The sequence below is a fragment of the Micromonospora sp. NPDC049662 genome, from assembly GCF_040675055.1.
In the GTDB taxonomy this organism is placed as follows: domain Bacteria; phylum Actinomycetota; class Actinomycetes; order Mycobacteriales; family Micromonosporaceae; genus Micromonospora.
Genome location: NZ_JBFAOC010000055.1, coordinates 13,271 through 29,714 on the forward strand (window position 1 = coordinate 13,271; position 16,444 = coordinate 29,714).

A 16,444-nucleotide genomic window follows, 5' to 3' on the forward strand; every position below is an offset into this window, starting at 1 on the left:
GGCTCTCCCTTTGTCCCCCCCCCGTCGCCTTTTCGCTTTTATCAGGCGTTTGGCGTCATCCGGGTGCCGGAATCTGACGCAAACCTCTTGATCAACGGGGTCTAGCCTCGGCGTCGCGGGGTCAGCAGCCGATCACCCAGTAGTTGGGGGCGGTCTGCTTGAGGGTGCTCGTGTAGAAGGTGTTGTAGAGGCCCATGCGCTGGTTCGAGCCGTTGGCGTAGGCGTAGCCGCCGGACTGGTACGCGCGGCCGGCCGTCACGTGGGCGTAGTTGGTCGCCGTCACACAGGTTGGCGGCGTGGTCGGGGTCGGGCTCGCCGTGGGCGACGCGGTGGGGGTGGGCGACGCGGTGGGGGTTGCGCTGGCCGTGGGGGTGGGAGACGCGGTGGGGGTGGTGCCGCCGTTGTTCAGGCCGAAGAAGAGCGCGTCGCGGTACGTCGAGCAGATGGTGTCCAGGAAGTACGCGGCGGCGGTGCCGCACTGGTCCGCCCCGGAGCCCGGGTCGACCGGCGTTCCGTGGCCCATGCCGGAGACGCGGTAGAGACGTACCTCGTCGTTGCCGTACACCTCGAGGCTGGTGTTGCCCGGCAGCGACGACGTGCTGGTCGGCGTCTGCGAGATCCCCCGCACGTTGGTCCACTGGTCGCGTGACTCAGTGCCGTTCAGCGGGGTCACGGTGGTGTCCGACGTGCCGTGCCAGATGGCCACCCGGGGGCGGGGGCCGGTGTAGCCGGAGTAGGCGCCCCGGACCAGGTCGCCCCAGGCCGCCGGCGTCTTGTCCGTGCCCGGGTTCATGCAGCTGAACGCGTTGACCATGCTGGTGGCGCAGCGGTACGGGATGCCCGCGATGATCGATCCGGCGGCGAAGACGTCCGGGTAGGTGGCCAGCATGACGGCGCTCATCGCCCCGCCCGCGGAGAGCCCGCTGACGAAGACCCGCGAGCCGTCGACGGCGTAGTTCGCCTTGGCGTGGTCGACCATCTGCTTGATGGACAACGCCTCGCCCTGGCCCCGGGCGGTGTCGCCGGCCTCGAAGAAGTTGAAGCAGGAGTTGGCGTTGTTGCCGGCGGGCTGCTGGGCGACGATCAGCGCGAATTTCCACTGGTCGGCGTACTTCTGCCAGCCCGAGTTGGCGAAGTAACCGGAGGCGTTCTGGACGCACCCGTGCAGCAGCACCACGGCGGGGGAGTTGGCCGGCAGGTTGTCCGGCCGGTAGGCGTACATGGCGAGGTTGCCCGGGTTGGAACCGAACCCGGTGACCTGGGTGAGGCTGGCGGCCTGGGCGGGCGTGGCGAGGGTGAACGCGCCCGCCACGGCGAGGACGAGCCCGGCGACCGCACCGGTCAGCCGGGTGAGGAGGGACGAGGAGCGGCGCACGGAGGCCTCCTGACGGGGCAGACTGTGAACTGGGTCACGGTCAAGTTGCCGAGACGTTACGACGGTGTGTCCCCGGCCCGATATGGGGCGCGTTCACACATTTACGACAGCCGTTGTGTACGCCGAACTCCCCCCACCACGGCAACACCCGGAGCCGACAACAACCGCCGGTCTGACCGGCTCGTCCAGATCCGATTGGTAACGTCCGCTGCGTGCCGTCCTCCCCGTCGCTGGCCACCGGGCCCGCACCAGCGTCGTCACCGCGTACCCATCGGGACCTCCGGGCCGACCTGATCGTCGTGCTCGTGGCGCTCGCGCTCGCCGTCTGGGTGACCAGTGGGCTGTGGCGGGACCCGAACGTCCGCACGATCACCGTCAACTCCAGCGACCAGGCGCTCTTCGAGTGGCTGCTGGCCTTCGGTGGGCACGCGGTCACCCACGGGGAGAACCCCTTCTTCACCTACCTGATCAACGTCCCGGACGGCGTGAACCTCGCGGTCAACACCTCGATCACGGTGTACGCGGTGGTCTTCGCCCCGCTCACGTACCTCGTCGGGCCACCGGTGACGTTCCTCGTGATCCTCACCCTGAACCTGTTCGCCACCGCGCTGGCCTGGTACTGGCTGCTCTCGCGGCACCTCGTCCGCAGCCGCCTCGCCGCCGCCGTGGGCGGCCTCTTCATCGCCTACTCCCCCGGCATGGTCTCGCACGCCAACGCGCACCTGAACTGGACCGCGGGCTGGCTGGTCCCGCTGTTGATCTGGCGGCTGTTCGCGCTGCGGCGGCCCGGGAACTGGCTGCGCGACGGGGTGATCCTCGGCGTGCTCGTCGCGGTGGCCTTCTCGATCGCCGCCGAGGGCCTGTTCTTCGCCGCTCTGGCGCTCGGCGTGTTCGTCGCCGTCTGGGCGTTGCACCCGGCCCACCGGGCCGAAGCGCGCGCCGCGCTACCCACGTTCCTGCGCGGGCTCGGTGTGACCGCCGTGGTGGCCGGCGTGCTGCTGGCGTACCCGCTGTGGTTGCACTTCGCGGGGCCGCAGCGGTTCCACGGCACCGGCTTCGACCCGGTGATCCACTCCGAGGACATCGCCGCCTTCGCCGCGTTCCCGCGCCGGTCGCTGGCCGGGGAGGTCGGACTGGGGACCGCGCTGGCGCCGAACCCCACCGAGGAGAACTCGTTCTTCGGGGTTCCTCTGCTCGTCCTCGCCGTGGTCTGCTTCGTCGCGCTGTGGCGACGCGCCGACCCCGGCCGCCGGGCGGTTCTCTGGGCGCTGGGCGTCGTCGCGGTGATCTTCTCGGTGCTGTCCTTCGGGCCGGTCGCGAAGGTCGACGGGCGGCGTACCGACCTGCCGATGCCGTTCGACATCCTCGGCCAGTTCCCGGTGGTGAACGCCGCGTTGCCCGCCCGGCTGGCGCTGGTGGTGGCCCCGGTGATCGGGGTGCTGCTGGCGTACACCGTCGAGCAGTTGCGCACCTCCCCACCCCGGCACCGCTCGACGGAGCTGGCCTGGGCGATCGGCTTCGCGGTGGCCCTGCTGCCGCTGCTGCCCACCCCACTGCTGACCGACGAGCGGGAGCCGATCCCGGCGTTCATCACCTCCGGCAACTGGCGGCAGTACGTCTCCGACGGCAACACGTTGACCCCCGTGCCGCTGACCGTGGACATCTATCCGGACGGCCAGCGCTGGCAGGCGTACGCCCTGTCGCACCGCCAGGGCGAGTTCGCCATTCCGGGCGGCTTCTTCCTCGGACCCGGCGGGCCGGACGGGCGCGGCCGGATCGGTCCGGTGCCACGCACCCTGAGCGCGCTCATGGACCAGGCCGGCCGCACCGGGCTGGTGCCGATCATCACCGACGGCACCCGGTCGGAGGTCCAGTCCGACCTGCGGCACTGGCGGATCGAGACGCTGGTCCTCGCCGACGCGGTGCACGGCGCGAAGTTCGAGGTCGACGAGGCGGCGGTCCGACGTACCGCCACGGCGCTGTTCGGCGAACCGCAGCGGGTCGACGACGTCTGGCTCTGGCGCATTCCCCCGGCCGGTCGGTAGGAACGGCGCAACCGGACGGGACACCCGCACAGACTTTCATCGCGTCTAATGGCCCGATGGGAATGATGGGCCGCCAACTGGGGCGCGGGGTCGCGGCGGCTGGCGCGCTGGCCCTCGTGGCTCTCAGCGCGCCAGGCGTTACGCCCACGGCCAGCGCTGCCGCCGACCCCACAGCCAACGTGGTGCCGACCCGGGTGCACAACCCCTGGCTGTGGCAGGCCACCGTGGGGCAACGGCCCGCCGGTCCGGCGGCGCTGGTGTTCTTCACCGATCGCACCCGCTACTTCGAGTCGACCGGGGTGGTGGTGGCCCGGGACGGCGCGTACCGGCTGATCCCGATCGGCATCGGCGAAGGGCACGGGCTGCTCTCCCCGGACGGACGGCACTATCTGCGGCCACAGTCCGGCGAGTTGCTCGACCTCACCACCGGCCGGCAGAGCCGCCCCATGACCGTCGGGGTGGACGCGCTGGCCTGGTCGCCGGACGGGCGGCGCGTATTGGGCACCCGCAGCAACGACGACGGCGTGATCACCTACGGGCCGGAGAACCAACAGCTCAACGATCCGGAAAAGTCCGACGACCTGCTCGTCATCGACCCGTTCCAGGGCGCCGAGCGGGTGGTCGACATCGGCACCTTCACCCAGCACACCGCGGCGGCCTGGTCACCCGGTGGCGACCTGATCGCCGCCACCGGCTGGCCGGACGTGCCAGCCCGATTCGCCGAACGCCAACGACTGGTAGTCGTCGACCCGACCGGCGGCGCCCCTCGTTGGCAGGTCGACCTGGGCGACAGGCGGATACTTGCCGGGCCGGCCGCCTGGCATCCCGACGGCCGGCGGCTCGCGCTGCTCGCCTTCGACGGCTGCGCCGGGCCCAGGTGCACGTCCGGGCAGATCGCGGCGCGCACCTGGCGAGTCGAATTTCTGGACGCGGCCACCGGCCAAGCTGTCGGAACGGCCCTGCCGGCGGGCACCTCGGTGAGCGGCATCCTCGGCTGGCGTGGTGCCGACCCCGTCGTGCGCTACCTCAGCGACACGGAGCAGGACACCGACCGGCGTGCCACCCTCGCCGCGCTGTCGCCCGACGGTCGTCGCGAGGTGCTGGTGACCACGCCGGGCGGGTCGACCGACCTGATAGTGCCGGGCGACCTGCTGATAAGAGCCGCGTTCGGCGGGCCGGAGCCACGGCCGTCACCGTTCGCCGCCTCGCTCTGGGTGTACCTGACACTGGCCGCGCCGACGCTGTTGGCGTTCGTCCTCGTCATGCGGCGCATGCGTCGTCGCCGCATTGCGAGCGGTCCCGCTACGGCGTGACAACGACCTCCCGAGTGGTTCAGCGTGGGCCCTGGTGAGACGTCTCACCAGGGATTCGAACCGTGCGCGGGACTAGGCTGGATGCCGTGACGACGACGACCCCCGGCCTGACGGCCGTCCGCGCCGGCCTGCTCGACTACCAGGCTGCCTGGGACGAGCAGCGGCGCCTGCACGAGTCGGTGGTGGCCGGCGAGCGCGGCGACACCGTGCTGCTCCTGGAGCACCCGAGCGTCTACACCGCCGGAAAGCGCACCGAGCCGTGGGACCGTCCCATGGACGGCACCCCGGTCGTCGACGTCGACCGTGGCGGCAAGATCACTTGGCACGGCCCGGGTCAGCTCGTCGGCTACCCGATCCTGCGGCTGCCCGACCCGGTGGACGTCGTCGCCTACGTCCGCCGGACGGAAGACCTGCTCATCGGCGTGTGCGACGAGTTCGGGCTGACCGCCGGCCGGGTCGAGGGGCGCAGCGGCGTCTGGGTGCCCGAGGACGACCGGGGGCCGGCCCGCAAGGTCGCCGCCATCGGCATCCGCGTCGCCCGGGGCGTCACCCTGCACGGCTTCTCGATCAACTGCGACTGCGACCTGGCGTACTTCGACCGGATCGTGCCCTGCGGCATCCGCGACGCCGGCGTCACGTCGCTCACCGCCGAACTGGGCCGTCCGATCACCGTCGCCGACGTGCTCCCCGTGGTCGAGCGCCGCCTCGCCACCCTCGTCGAGGTCTGAGCCCGCACGGGCCGACGTCACCGGACGCCGACCCGTGCCCCCGCTCACGGCGTCAGGCGGTGCAGGTCCCGTGGGAACGCGGTGACCTCCCGGACGTTGGCCGCGCCGACCAGCCGGGCCACGAACCGTTCCAGACCGATGGCGAACCCGCCGTGCGGCGGCATGCCGTGCCGGAACGCGTCCAGGTAGCCGGCGTAGGGCTCGACCGGCTCACCCCGGGCCGCCAGCGCCGCCAGGTAGTCGGCGTGCCGGTGCAGCCGCTGTCCCCCGGTGACCAACTCCACGCCGCGAAAAAGCAGGTCGAAACCGTTCGAGTACGCGGGCTGCGCCGGGTCCGGATGGGTGTAGAAGGGCCGTTTCGCCATCGGGTAGCCGGTGACGAAGAGGAAGTCGGACCCGTGTTCGCGCAGCGCCCACTCGCCGAGTGCCCGTTCGTGGGCGGGCGCGAGATCCGGCTCGTCGGCGGGCGCGCCGGCGATCGTCAACGCCTCGGTGAAGTGCACGGCCGGGATCTCCGCCGGCACCTGCGGCGGCGTGACGCCGAGCGCGGCCAGCGCGCCGCCGGCCCGCTCGCCCGTCGTGCCCAGCATCTGCGCCACGGTGTCACGCAGTACGCGCATCACGTCCCGGTGGTCGGTCACGAAGCCCAGCTCCGCGTCGAGCGACGTGTACTGCGCGAGGTGCCGCACGGTGTCGTGCGGCTCAGCCCGGAAGACCGGCCCCACCTCGTAGACGCGCTCGAAGACGCCGACCATCAGTTGCTTGTAGAACTGCGGCGACTGGGCCAGGTACGCGGGCCGGCCGAACCAGTCCAGCGCGAACACGTTCGCCCCGCTCTCCGTGCTGGAGCTGACCACCTTCGGAGTGTGGATCTCCACGAAGTCGCGCGCGTCGAGCGCGGCACGGAAACCGGCCACCGCCGCCGCCGAGATCCGCAACGCGGCCGACCGGGTGGGGTGCCGCAGCGCGGTCGGCGCGTTGTCCAGCTGGGTGGGCAGGCTCGCGGTGAGCGCCGGCCGGTACAGGTCGAACGGTGGCGGCACGGCGGGCGGTCCGAGGGGACGTACCGTCGGGTCGGTCAGCTCGACCCCGGCGGGCGCCGTGGTGTTCGACGTGGCCGTGCCGACGACCTCGACGACCGTCTCCTCGGTCAGTTTCTCCAGCTCGGCGCGGACGGCCGGGTCGGTGACGACCACCTGGGCCAGGCCGGCCGCGTCGCGCACGATCAGGAAGGCCACCGACTTGAGCAGTCGGCGTCGGTGCACCCAGCCGGCGATCCGCACGGTCGAGCCGATCTCGGCGGCCAGGTGGTGGGACAGGGTTCGTCGCATGGCGGACTCCTCGGTCGTTCGCCACGCCGTCGCCGCCCGGGGGAAGCGATGCGTCGCGTCAGCCCCAGGGAGGTGTGGGCGAGCGGGAACCTCGCGGTGCCACCACACCTTCACCCCCGCCGAAGCGGAGGCCTCGTTCGTCGCCTGGTGACCGGGGCCAGCCGGGCGGGCTCTACTAGGCGTTAGGAAGGTGCCCTTCCTCTACCGCAGGCGTTAAGAAGGGGCCCTTCCTTACCGTTCTTCCCGCAGCTCGGGAGGGTCTTCACTCCCCGGCGCCAGACCGCCTCTCAGCACCGGCGGCTCTCTGCGCTGGCGGGGTCGGGGTGCTACTCGGCTCCGTCGTCGCTGTTGCCGGCGACGCTAACATCCCGACCGGGAGCGTGTGACGCCATTTTTCGGCTTACCGGTGTCCGGCGTCACAACGTCAGCGGCGTGATGCCGGTCGCCTGACGCACATAGACGGCCACCATCCGGCGTAGGCTCGTTTTCGTGACGATCGAGCACTCCGCGCCGACGACCGGCCAGGCAGCGCGTACCGCAACGGCCGCCCCCGAGGGGCGTCGCCTGCTGCGTATCGAGGCGCGCAACGCCGAGACGCCGATCGAGCGCAAACCACCGTGGATCAAGGTCAAGGCCAAGATGGGCCCGGAGTACACCCAGTTGCGCGGGCTCGTCTCGCGCGAGGGTCTGCACACCGTCTGCCAGGAGGCCGGCTGCCCCAACATCTACGAGTGTTGGGAGGACCGGGAGGCCACCTTCCTCATCGGTGGCGACCAGTGCACCCGGCGCTGTGACTTCTGCCAGATCGACACCGGCAAGCCGGCCGAGTTCGACGCCGACGAGCCGCGTCGGGTCGCCGAGTCGGTCGTCTCGATGGGCCTGCGCTACGCCACCATCACCGGCGTCGCCCGCGACGACCTGCCGGACGGCGGCGCGTGGCTCTACGCCGAGACGGTCCGGCAGATCCACGCCCTCCAGCCGGGCTGCGGCGTCGAGCTGCTGATCCCGGACTTCAACGCCGTCCCCGAGCAGTTGGCCGAGGTGTTCGGCTCCCGCCCGGAGGTGCTGGCGCACAATGTGGAGACCGTGCCGCGCATCTTCAAGCGCATCCGGCCCGCGTTCCGCTACGACCGCTCCCTGGACGTGATCCGGCAGGCCCGCGCCGACGGCCTGGTCACCAAGAGCAACCTCATCCTGGGCATGGGCGAGGAGCGGGCCGAGGTGTCGCAGGCGCTGCGCGACCTGCACGAGGCCGGCTGTGAGCTGATCACCATCACGCAGTACCTGCGCCCCTCCCCCCGGCACCACCCGGTGACCCGCTGGGTCAAGCCGGAGGAGTTCGTGGAGCTGCGCGAGGAGGCCGAGGAGATCGGCTTCGCCGGGGTGATGAGCGGGCCGCTGGTGCGCTCGTCGTACCGCGCCGGCCGGCTCTACCAGCAGGCGATCGACGCCCGCGCCGCCGCCACGGTCGCCACCGCGGGCTGACCCGCCGACAGCGCCGCACGGACCGTGCGGCGCCCGGGTGTCATGATCGTGCGATGACCGCCGGGGTACGCGACCAGCCGCGCGGCGCGGATCGACCGCGTCCGCGGCCCGGCGCGCGCCTCGGCCCGGTCGGCTGGCTCACCGGGCTGGCCCTGCTCGCCGGGGTCGGCTACCGGCTCTGGCTGCTGGGCCACGCCACTCCGCCGACGAACAGCGACGAGGCCACCATGGGGTTGGCCGCGCTGCACATCGCCCGGGGCGAGGACTTCCCGGTCTGGTTCTACGGCCAGCAGTACATGAGCACGCTGGAGGCGTACCTGGCCGCACCGGTGTTCGCGCTCGCCGGCCCGTCGCTGGTCGCTCTGCGGCTGCCCACGCTGGCGCTGTACGCGCTGTTCCTGCTACTGGCCTGGCGGCTGACGCTGCGGTTGACCGGGGACCGCTGGTTCGGCCTGCTGGTGGTTGTCCTGCTCGCCCTCGGGGCCGACCGGGTCGTCAAGAACCAGTTGATCGCCGGCGGCGGCTATCCCGAGATGAACGCCGTCGGCGTGGCGCTCGCCCTGCTCGCCGTGGACCTGGCCGCCGGCCGATCCGGTTGGCGGCTGACGCGCTGGGCGACCTGGGGATTCCTGGCCGGCCTGATGCTCTGGGTCGATCCGCTGGTGCTGCCGTACGTCGTGGCGACCGGAGCGGTGCTCGTCGGGTTCTGCCACCGCGAGCTGCGCGGTCGGGCCGGCGCGCTGGTCGGGGTGGGCGTCCTGCTGGGGGCCGCCCCGCTGCTCACGGACAGCCTGTTGACCGGCCGGAATCCGGTGCACGCGGTGCTCGCCGCGGGTGGTGCCGACGCCACCGCCGGGTGGGCCGCCCGGCTGCACGGCGGGTTGCTGGTCGGGCCGCCGCTCGGGATGGGCTTCTGCGACCCGGGCGCCTGCGCCACCTGGCAACTGTGGTGGGCGTACGCGCTGCCGGTGTTGCTCATCGTCGCGGCCGGCACGGCCTGGCGCGCCCTGCGCCGCCCAGCGGCTCCGGCCGACCCGGGCCGGGTGTCATCCCGCGTCGCGGGGGCGGTGCGACTGGCTCTCGTGTTGGCCGCGGTGGCGACGCTCGTCGCGTACACCGTGAGTAGTTCCTCCGGCCTGACCCCGGCGGAGAGCGCCCGGTACCTGTCCACCCTGCTCATCGCCGTGCCGGCGCTGCTCTGGCCGGTCTGGACGCTGACCCGGTCGGGGTCGACGGCGGCCCGGCCGGTCGCGCTCGCCGTCCTGGCCGCCACGCTGCTCACCACCGCCTGGGCCACCGCGCAGGCGGCGCGGACGGCCCCGGCGACCCGGGCCGCCGAGACCCGGCACGCCGCGCTGGTGACCACGCTGCGTGACCTCGGTGTACGGTACGTGCGCGCCGGCTACTGGACCTGCAACCGTCTCACCTTCGCCAGCGCGGAGCGGGTGGTCTGCGCGGTCGTCGACGACGACCTGCGCCCCGGCTTCGACCGCTACCCCGCGTACCGCCGCGAGGTGGAGCGCGCGGCGGCGCCCGCCTGGGTGGCGCCGACCGGGTCGCCGCTGGCGGCCCGGCTCGACGCGCGACTCGGCGCGGGCCCGGACGCCCTCGACCTGGTCACCCTCGACGGCTGGCGGATCTACCTGCCGCGCGGCTGACGGTGGCCGCTGCCGTCAACGCTGGGTGGCGGGCTCGGCCAGCAGGCCGAGGCGGTGGGCCAGCGCGGCGGCCTCCCCCCGGTTGGTGACGTCCAGTTTGGCGATGATGCGGGAGACGTGCACGCTTGCCGTCTTCGGTGAGATGAACAAGCGCTCGGCGATGCGGCTGTTGCTGTGCCCCTCGGCGACCAGCCGCAGTACCTCCCGTTCCCGGGACGTCAGCACATCCGGGCAGGCCCCGCCGGCGCCCGCCCCGCGCAGACCGACCCGCCGCGCCAGGGTGGCGGCGGCCCCGGCCAGCGGCGTCGCGCCGAGCCGCCGGGCGATCTCGGCCGCCTCGGTGATCGCCGCCGACACCTCGTCCCGCTCGCCGGCCAGGGCGGCGGCCTCGGCCAGCGCCAGCAACGCTTGGCCCAGCGGGTACGGCTGCCCGTCGGCCCGCCACGCCCGCACTGCCGTCCGCCACGCAGGCAACGTCTCATCGTCGGCCGCCAGCAGCGCGTTGACCTGGTCGGAGTGCGCCCGAGCGGCCGGGTGCCGCGCCGGCAGGTCGGCCGCGAGCGCGGCCACGGCGGCGGCCAGCTCGACGTCACCCGTGCGGGCGGCGGTACGCGCGGCAGCGCTCAGCACCGGCCAGCCCTCGCGGGGTAGCTGCGGCAGGCTCCCGTCGGCCACCGCGACGCGAGCCGCGCGTACCGCCTCGGACACGTCGGCGGCGGCCAGCGCGGCCTCGATCCCCAGCTCGTGCAGGGGCAGTCGGTGGTTCGGCCACAGGTAGGGCCGGCCGAGGAAGGCCAGCGCGCGCTCGACCAGTTCGTCGGCGCCCGGGTGCGCCCGGGCCAGCCGCAGACCGGCGCACACCTGGAGCCAGTGCAGGCCGGTCACGCCGGACAGGTCGATCCGGGCCGCCTCGGCGCACACCGTCTCCGCCTCGTCCCAGCGGCCCAAGGCGATCAGCGCCTCCGCCCGGTTGGACAGCAGGTACGCCCCGGTCGAGCGGCTGATCCCCACCCGCCGCGCCTCGGCCATCCCGGCCTCGGCCGCCTCGGCGGACTCGGCGTAGCGGCCCGCCTCGCAGAGCAGGTCCGACTGGAACACCTTGGCGAGCACCAAAGCCGGCACGTCACCGGACGCGCGCGCCGCCGCCTCGGCGCGGTCCAGCTCCGCGAGCCCTCGTCCGTCGTCCCGTTCGCCCTGGCAGAGCAGCGCGATCCGGGTCGCGAGCAGGGCCGGTTCCGCGCCCAGCGCCTGGGCGTCGGTGGCAGCCTCGGCCGCCACCCGCGCGGCCTGCGCCGCATCGATCTTGACCAGGTGGGTGGCGATGTCGGCGAGCAGCCGGACCCGCTCGACACCGGGCGGACCGCCGGCCGCCAGGCGGTACGCCTCGTCCAACTCCCGCCTGCCGTCGCTCTTGCCCAGCAGGGCCATCAGTCGGCCCCGCTGGTTGAGCAGGCGGGCGGCGCGCAACGGCGCGGCGTCGGCGTCCACCTCGGCCAGTCCGGCGCGGGTCAACGTGATGGCCCGGCTGAAGTCGCCGGCCGTCACCGCCGCGTCCAGCGTCTGCTCCAGCAACGCCAGATGGTCCATGCCCAGCAGGTCGGCCGCGTCCGGCACCAACTCCCACAACTCCAACGCCCGCTCCAGCAGGCGGCGCTGCTCGGCGTAGGCGTACCGGTCGGCGGCGGCGCAGGCCGCGACCCGTGCGGCGACGAGGGCCCGGGGATGGTCGTGCGCCGCGTACCAGTGGTGGGCGATCTCGGCCGGGGCGCGGCCGGCGACGACCAGGTGCGGCTGCGCCTCGATCGCGGCGGCGAACCGCGCGTGCAGCCGGGCGTGCTCGCCGGGCAGCAACTCGTCGTGCACGGCCTCACGGACCAGAGCGTGCCGGAACTCGTAGTCGCCGTCCCGGTCGGCCACCACCAGTTGGGCCGCGACGGCGGCGCGCAGCGCCTCCTCCAACTCGGCCTCGGGCAGGCCGGCGACCTCGGCGAGCAGATCGTGGGCGAAGCGCGTGCCGCCGGCCGCAGCGATCCGCAGCACCCGCTGGGTCGGCTCGGGCAGCCGGTCCACCCGGGCCAGCAGCAGGTCACGCAGCGTCTCGGGGATCGCCGCGCAGCCGATCGGGTCGCCGGCCACCGCCAACTCCTCGATGAAGAACGGGTTGCCCTGCGTACGCTTGTGCACGTCGTCGACGGCACGCGGTGCCGGCTCGCCGCCGAGCAGGTCGGCGAGGATCGCGGCGGTGCCGTCGCGGTCCAGCCGGCCCAGCTCGACCCGTTCGACACCGCGGGCCCGGTCCAGCTCGGCGAGGAACGGGCGCAGCGGATGCCCCCGCTGCAGCTCGTCGGTGCGGTACGTGCAGACCAGCAGCAGCCGGCCCGGCCGCGCGGCCCGGACCAGGAAACCGATCAGATCCCGGGTGGACCGGTCCGCCCAGTGCAGGTCCTCGATCACCAGCAGCAGCGGCCGAACGTCGGCGAGCCGCTGGAACAGCTCGGCGACCAGGTCGAACAGGTATCCGCGCGGGGCGTCGGTCAGCGGTCCCGTTCGCGACAGGGTCGACGCCGTCGGCGTCCGGCCCAGCTCCGGCAGCAGACGGGCGAACTCCGCCTCGAAACCGGCGAAGACCTCCGGGCCGTCGGCCCGCAGCACCGCGCGCAGCGCGGCGGCGAACGGGGCGAACGGAAATCCCGCCTCCCCCAGTTCCAGGCACTGGCCGACCAGCACCCGGGTGCCGGAGGCGGTGGCCAGGGCCGCGAAGTCCTCCAACAGCCGGGTCTTGCCCACCCCCGCCTCACCACCCACCAGCACGGTGGCCGGCTCGCCCTTGCCGGCCCGACCCAGCGCGTCGTGCAGGGCCGCGATCTCGCGCTGGCGGCCGACAAGGACGGAACTCGCGGCACGGAGGGTCACGCGACCGAGCATGCCATGACCGGACGACACCGCGACCCCGCCGGCCGGCCCGCGCCATGGCGGCCCGGCCGGCGGTCGCGGCCCCGTCCCGCCGCCCCCGTCTGGCGACGGGACGGGCCGGTCGGCCGTGTCGGCTGGCGCGGTCGCGGTCACCGGCGGTCGTCGCCCGTGCGGCGGACCGGCTGGCGGCGGCCGGTCCAGGTACGGCCGGCCCGGCGCGTCATCGAGCGGGCCAGTCGCTCCGCGGCGGCCTCGGCCCGCAGCTCGGCGGCCTGGGTACGGTGCAGGGAGAGCAGGAAGTCCACGTCGTTGCCGAACATGTCAGGCTCCTTCGTCGCGTCGTCGTTCGCTACCGACAACTCTTCGCGTGAAGGCCCCAACCCGGCATGGGCACACCGCCTCATCTCTCCCAGCGGCACCCTCCTTACTCGCCCGATCCGGGCCGCTGAGGGGACGTAAGGTACTCAGCCGGGCGGCACCCGGACGCGGATCAACCCGGGCGACGGGGACCACTAGACTCTGCGGCATGGCAAAGCCCCAGGAGAAGGTCTCGTTCGGCCAGCGGCTGAAGCAGATCGGGATGGTGTTCCAGTTCACCGCCAAGCAGGACCGGTGGTTCGCGCCGCTGGTCGCCGCAGCGGTGCTCATCCCGCTCGCGCTCACCGTGGTCGCGGTGATCCTCTGGGGCTGGATCTGGCTGCCGCTGGGCATCCTGTTCGCCCTGCTCGCGGTGCTGATCGTGCTGAACCTGCGGTCCAATGCGGCGATGATGAACGCCGCCGAGGGGCAGCCCGGCGCGGCGGCGCAGATCATGGACAACATGCGCGGCGACTGGCGGGTCACGCCGGCCGTCAGCTCCACCACCCAGATGGACATGGTCCACCTGGTGATCGGCCGGCCGGGCGTGATCCTGCTGGCCGAGGGCAACCCCCAGCGCGTACGCGGCCTGCTCGGGCAGGAGAAGCGTCGACTGGCCAAGGTCATCGGCTCCGCCCCGCTGCACGACTACGTGATCGGCCAGCAGGAGGGCGAGCTGCCGATCCGCAAGCTGCGCAACACCCTGCTGCGGCTGCCCCGCGCGCTCAGCGGCAAGGACGTCAACGCGCTGGACAGGCGCCTCAAGGCGCTCACCGCCCGTCCGCAGATGCCCAAGGGCGCGATCCCGAAGAACATGCGCCCGCCGGGCGGCGCCCGTCAGCCGCGACGCTGACCTCGTACCCGAAGAGAGCCGGACCCCCCCGGGTCCGGCTCTTTCTCGCATGCCCTCGGGCCCCGGGCCCAAGATCTGCGCACCTTCCCCGATGTTGCTGCCTCCGACGCGCGGGAAGCAGCAACATCGGGGAAGCTGTGCGGATCTTGCGGGGCCCGGCCGAGCCGCGTCGGTCCCGGGAGGCGGGCGGGGCTCGGGCGTCAGGCGCGGGGGGCGTCGACGACGACCGAGTCGACGAGCCGGTCGTGTACGCCCCGGCGGTGCTGGTCCATGATCAGCGCGGGGACGACGAGCGCCAGCAGCACGCCCCGGGCCAGCGCGCGGAGCACGCCGATCCGACCCCCGTCGTGCCAGTTCACGCAGCGGACCTTGGTGATGTACATGCCCGGCGTCTGGGCGAACAGGCCGAGGAAGAGGCCGTACTCCAGGATCAGCACGAGCACCGGCGCCCAACCGTCGCGTACCGGGTCGGCGAAGATGTTGGCCACCAGCAGGCAGAGCACCCAGTCCACGATCAGCGCGCCGAAGCGCCGGCCCAGGCTCGGCGGGGTGAAGGTCGGGTCGGTGGCCGGCGCTGCCGGGACGTGCGGATTGGTCACAGCGATCAAGGGTATCCGCGTCCGAATCGAGGCCACCGAGGAGCCGTCGAGGAGCCGTCACCACAGCGTGCCGATTCGGGCCAATGACCTCAAGTGTCATTACACTGGCACAGCCGGTACGACGTTCGCGCAGGCTGAGTGCGTGGACAGGAGCATCCCTGACGCTCCGCGAGGGACGTAACACGGCAGAAACACTGAAGACATGGCCGGGCAACTCCCCGGCCATAGCGTCCCCAGGACGCTAGCCACCCGTGGACGTGCCAGGAGGATGTGTGTTCGCCAATCCCGAGGAACTGCTGCGATACCTCAAGAACGAGGACGTGAAGTTCGTCGACGTGCGTTTCTGTGACCTGCCCGGTGTGATGCAGCACTTCAACCTGCCGGTCGAGTCCGTCAACGACGACCTCTTCACCGACGGCCTCGCGTTCGACGGTTCGTCGATCCGCGGTTTCCAGGCGATCCACGAGTCGGACATGCTCCTGCTCCCGGATGTCGCCACCGCGTTCATCGACCCGTTCCGCGCGCAGAAGACGCTCGCGCTGAACTTCTTCATCCACGACCCGTTCACCCGCGAGGCCTACAGCCGCGACCCGCGCAACGTCGCGAAGAAGGCCGAGGCGTACCTGGCGGCCAGCGGCATCGCCGACACCGCCTACTTCGGCGCCGAGGCGGAGTTCTACATCTTCGACTCGATCCGCCACGAGACCTCGGCGCACCAGTCGTTCTACTACATCGACTCGATCGAGGGCGCCTGGAACACCGGCCGCGATGAGGCGGGCGGCAACCTCGGCTACAAGACCGCCTACAAGGGCGGCTACTTCCCGGTGCCGCCGGTCGACCACTACGCCGACCTGCGCGACTCGATCGTGCGCCGCCTGGTCGACACCGGCTTCACCGTGGAGCGCTCGCACCACGAGGTGGGCACCGCCGGCCAGTCCGAGATCAACTACAAGTTCTCGACGCTGCTGCACGCCGGCGACCAGCTCCAGCTCTTCAAGTACATCGTGAAGAACGAGGCCTGGGCCAACGGCAAGACCGCCACGTTCATGCCCAAGCCGCTCTTTGGTGACAACGGCTCCGGCATGCACACCCACCAGAGCCTCTGGCTCAACGGTGAGCCGCTGTTCTACGACGAGACCGGCTACGCCGGCCTGTCCGACACCGCTCGCTGGTACATCGGCGGTCTGCTGCACCACGCGCCGTCGCTGCTGGCGTTCACCAACCCGACGGTCAACTCGTACCGTCGCCTCGTGCCCGGCTACGAGGCCCCGGTCAACCTGGTCTACTCGCAGCGCAACCGCTCCGCCTGCACCCGCATCCCGGTCACCGGCGCCAACCCGAAGGCCAAGCGCGTCGAGTTCCGCGTGCCGGACCCGTCGGCCAACGTCTACCTGGCCTTCTCGGCCATGATGATGGCCGGCCTGGACGGCATCAAGAGCAAGATCGAGCCGCCGACGCCGATCGACAAGGACCTCTACGACCTCCCGCCGGAGGAGTGGGGCGACGTCAAGCAGGTTCCGGGCTCGCTGCCGGCCGTGCTCGACTCGCTCGAGGCCGACCACGACTACCTGCTCGAGGGTGGCGTCTTCACCCCCGACCTGATCTCCACCTGGGTCGACTGGAAGCGCGCCAACGAGGTCGACCCGGTGCGTCTGCGCCCGACCCCGCACGAGTTCGCCATGTACTACGACTGCTGAGCAGTCCACCGCTACACCAGCCGGGGGGGGGCCCCGCACGGGGGGGCCGCCCCGCCCGCCGAGATACGCCCCCCCCACAAACAGAGGGGA

At 72.4% G+C, this 16,444-nt stretch carries 12 protein-coding genes; 7 read left to right on the forward strand and 5 right to left on the reverse strand.

Annotation, left to right across the window (positions count from 1 at the left end; all coding sequences use genetic code 11):
* Positions 1-121 precede the first annotated feature (121 nt).
* Positions 122-1,375: a PHB depolymerase family esterase gene (locus AB0J36_RS28085; RefSeq protein ID WP_357126638.1), complete on the reverse strand. Its 1,254-nt coding sequence runs from the start codon at positions 1,373-1,375 to the stop codon at positions 122-124.
* 212 nt (positions 1,376-1,587) lie between these two features.
* Here AB0J36_RS28085 and AB0J36_RS28090 point away from each other — a divergent pair, with 212 nt between their 5' ends.
* From AB0J36_RS28090 to lipB, 3 genes are all read left to right on the forward strand, one after another.
* Complete coding sequence (locus AB0J36_RS28090) at positions 1,588-3,420, forward strand: DUF2079 domain-containing protein (RefSeq protein WP_357170635.1); 1,833 nt, start codon at positions 1,588-1,590, stop codon at positions 3,418-3,420.
* Between the two features lie 56 nt (positions 3,421-3,476).
* Entirely contained in the window at positions 3,477-4,733 is a 1,257-nt protein-coding gene (locus AB0J36_RS28095; RefSeq protein ID WP_363661334.1) for a hypothetical protein, read from the forward strand.
* Positions 4,734-4,819: 86 nt separating this feature from the next.
* Positions 4,820-5,461, forward strand: a complete 642-nt coding sequence (gene lipB, locus AB0J36_RS28100) for a lipoyl(octanoyl) transferase LipB (RefSeq protein WP_355241494.1) — start codon at positions 4,820-4,822, stop codon at positions 5,459-5,461.
* A 44-nt stretch (positions 5,462-5,505) separates the two neighbouring features.
* On the opposite strand, the gene aspS is transcribed toward lipB, so the two are convergent.
* Complete coding sequence (gene aspS, locus AB0J36_RS28105; protein ID WP_357126629.1) at positions 5,506-6,792, reverse strand: aspartate--tRNA(Asn) ligase; 1,287 nt, start codon at positions 6,790-6,792, stop codon at positions 5,506-5,508.
* 489 nt (positions 6,793-7,281) lie between these two features.
* Between aspS and lipA the strand changes: the two genes are divergently transcribed.
* Both lipA and AB0J36_RS28115 read left to right on the forward strand, forming a co-directional pair.
* The gene (gene lipA / locus AB0J36_RS28110; protein WP_357126626.1) at positions 7,282-8,277 is read left to right on the forward strand and encodes a lipoyl synthase; all 996 of its coding nucleotides are present in this window, start codon (positions 7,282-7,284) and stop codon (positions 8,275-8,277) included.
* Positions 8,278-8,330: 53 nt separating this feature from the next.
* Positions 8,331-9,935, forward strand: a complete 1,605-nt coding sequence (locus AB0J36_RS28115; RefSeq protein ID WP_357397842.1) for a hypothetical protein — start codon at positions 8,331-8,333, stop codon at positions 9,933-9,935.
* Between the two features lie 15 nt (positions 9,936-9,950).
* On the opposite strand, the gene AB0J36_RS28120 is transcribed toward AB0J36_RS28115, so the two are convergent.
* Both AB0J36_RS28120 and AB0J36_RS28125 read right to left on the reverse strand, forming a co-directional pair.
* Entirely contained in the window at positions 9,951-12,848 is a 2,898-nt protein-coding gene (locus AB0J36_RS28120; RefSeq protein WP_357170626.1) for an AAA family ATPase, read from the reverse strand.
* 149 nt (positions 12,849-12,997) lie between these two features.
* Positions 12,998-13,168 carry a hypothetical protein gene (locus tag AB0J36_RS28125; protein ID WP_357170624.1) on the reverse strand — a complete coding sequence of 57 codons (171 nt, stop codon included), beginning with the start codon at positions 13,166-13,168 and terminating at the stop codon, positions 12,998-13,000.
* Between the two features lie 206 nt (positions 13,169-13,374).
* On the opposite strand from AB0J36_RS28125, the gene AB0J36_RS28130 reads away from it, so the two are divergent.
* On the forward strand, positions 13,375-14,058 hold the full coding sequence (locus AB0J36_RS28130) for a DUF4191 domain-containing protein (protein ID WP_355049339.1): 684 nt from the start codon (positions 13,375-13,377) through the stop codon (positions 14,056-14,058).
* A gap of 200 nt (positions 14,059-14,258) precedes the next feature.
* Here AB0J36_RS28130 and AB0J36_RS28135 read toward each other — a convergent pair whose 3' ends face one another.
* The gene (locus AB0J36_RS28135) at positions 14,259-14,597 is read right to left on the reverse strand and encodes an RDD family protein (protein ID WP_357127298.1); all 339 of its coding nucleotides are present in this window, start codon (positions 14,595-14,597) and stop codon (positions 14,259-14,261) included.
* A 332-nt stretch (positions 14,598-14,929) separates the two neighbouring features.
* Here AB0J36_RS28135 and glnA point away from each other — a divergent pair, with 332 nt between their 5' ends.
* Positions 14,930-16,354: a type I glutamate--ammonia ligase gene (glnA, locus tag AB0J36_RS28140; protein ID WP_357170622.1), complete on the forward strand. Its 1,425-nt coding sequence runs from the start codon at positions 14,930-14,932 to the stop codon at positions 16,352-16,354.
* Positions 16,355-16,444 lie beyond the last annotated feature (90 nt).

Coding starts and splice junctions, on each gene's coding strand:
- aspS (WP_357126629.1), bottom strand. CDS start 6,792: ATGCGACGAACCCTGTCCCACCACCTGGCCGCCGAGATCGGCTCGACC.
- AB0J36_RS28125 (WP_357170624.1), bottom strand. CDS start 13,168: ATGTTCGGCAACGACGTGGACTTCCTGCTCTCCCTGCACCGTACCCAG.
- AB0J36_RS28130 (WP_355049339.1), top strand. CDS start 13,375: ATGGCAAAGCCCCAGGAGAAGGTCTCGTTCGGCCAGCGGCTGAAGCAG.
- AB0J36_RS28115 (WP_357397842.1), top strand. CDS start 8,331: ATGACCGCCGGGGTACGCGACCAGCCGCGCGGCGCGGATCGACCGCGT.
- AB0J36_RS28095 (WP_363661334.1), top strand. CDS start 3,477: ATGGGAATGATGGGCCGCCAACTGGGGCGCGGGGTCGCGGCGGCTGGC.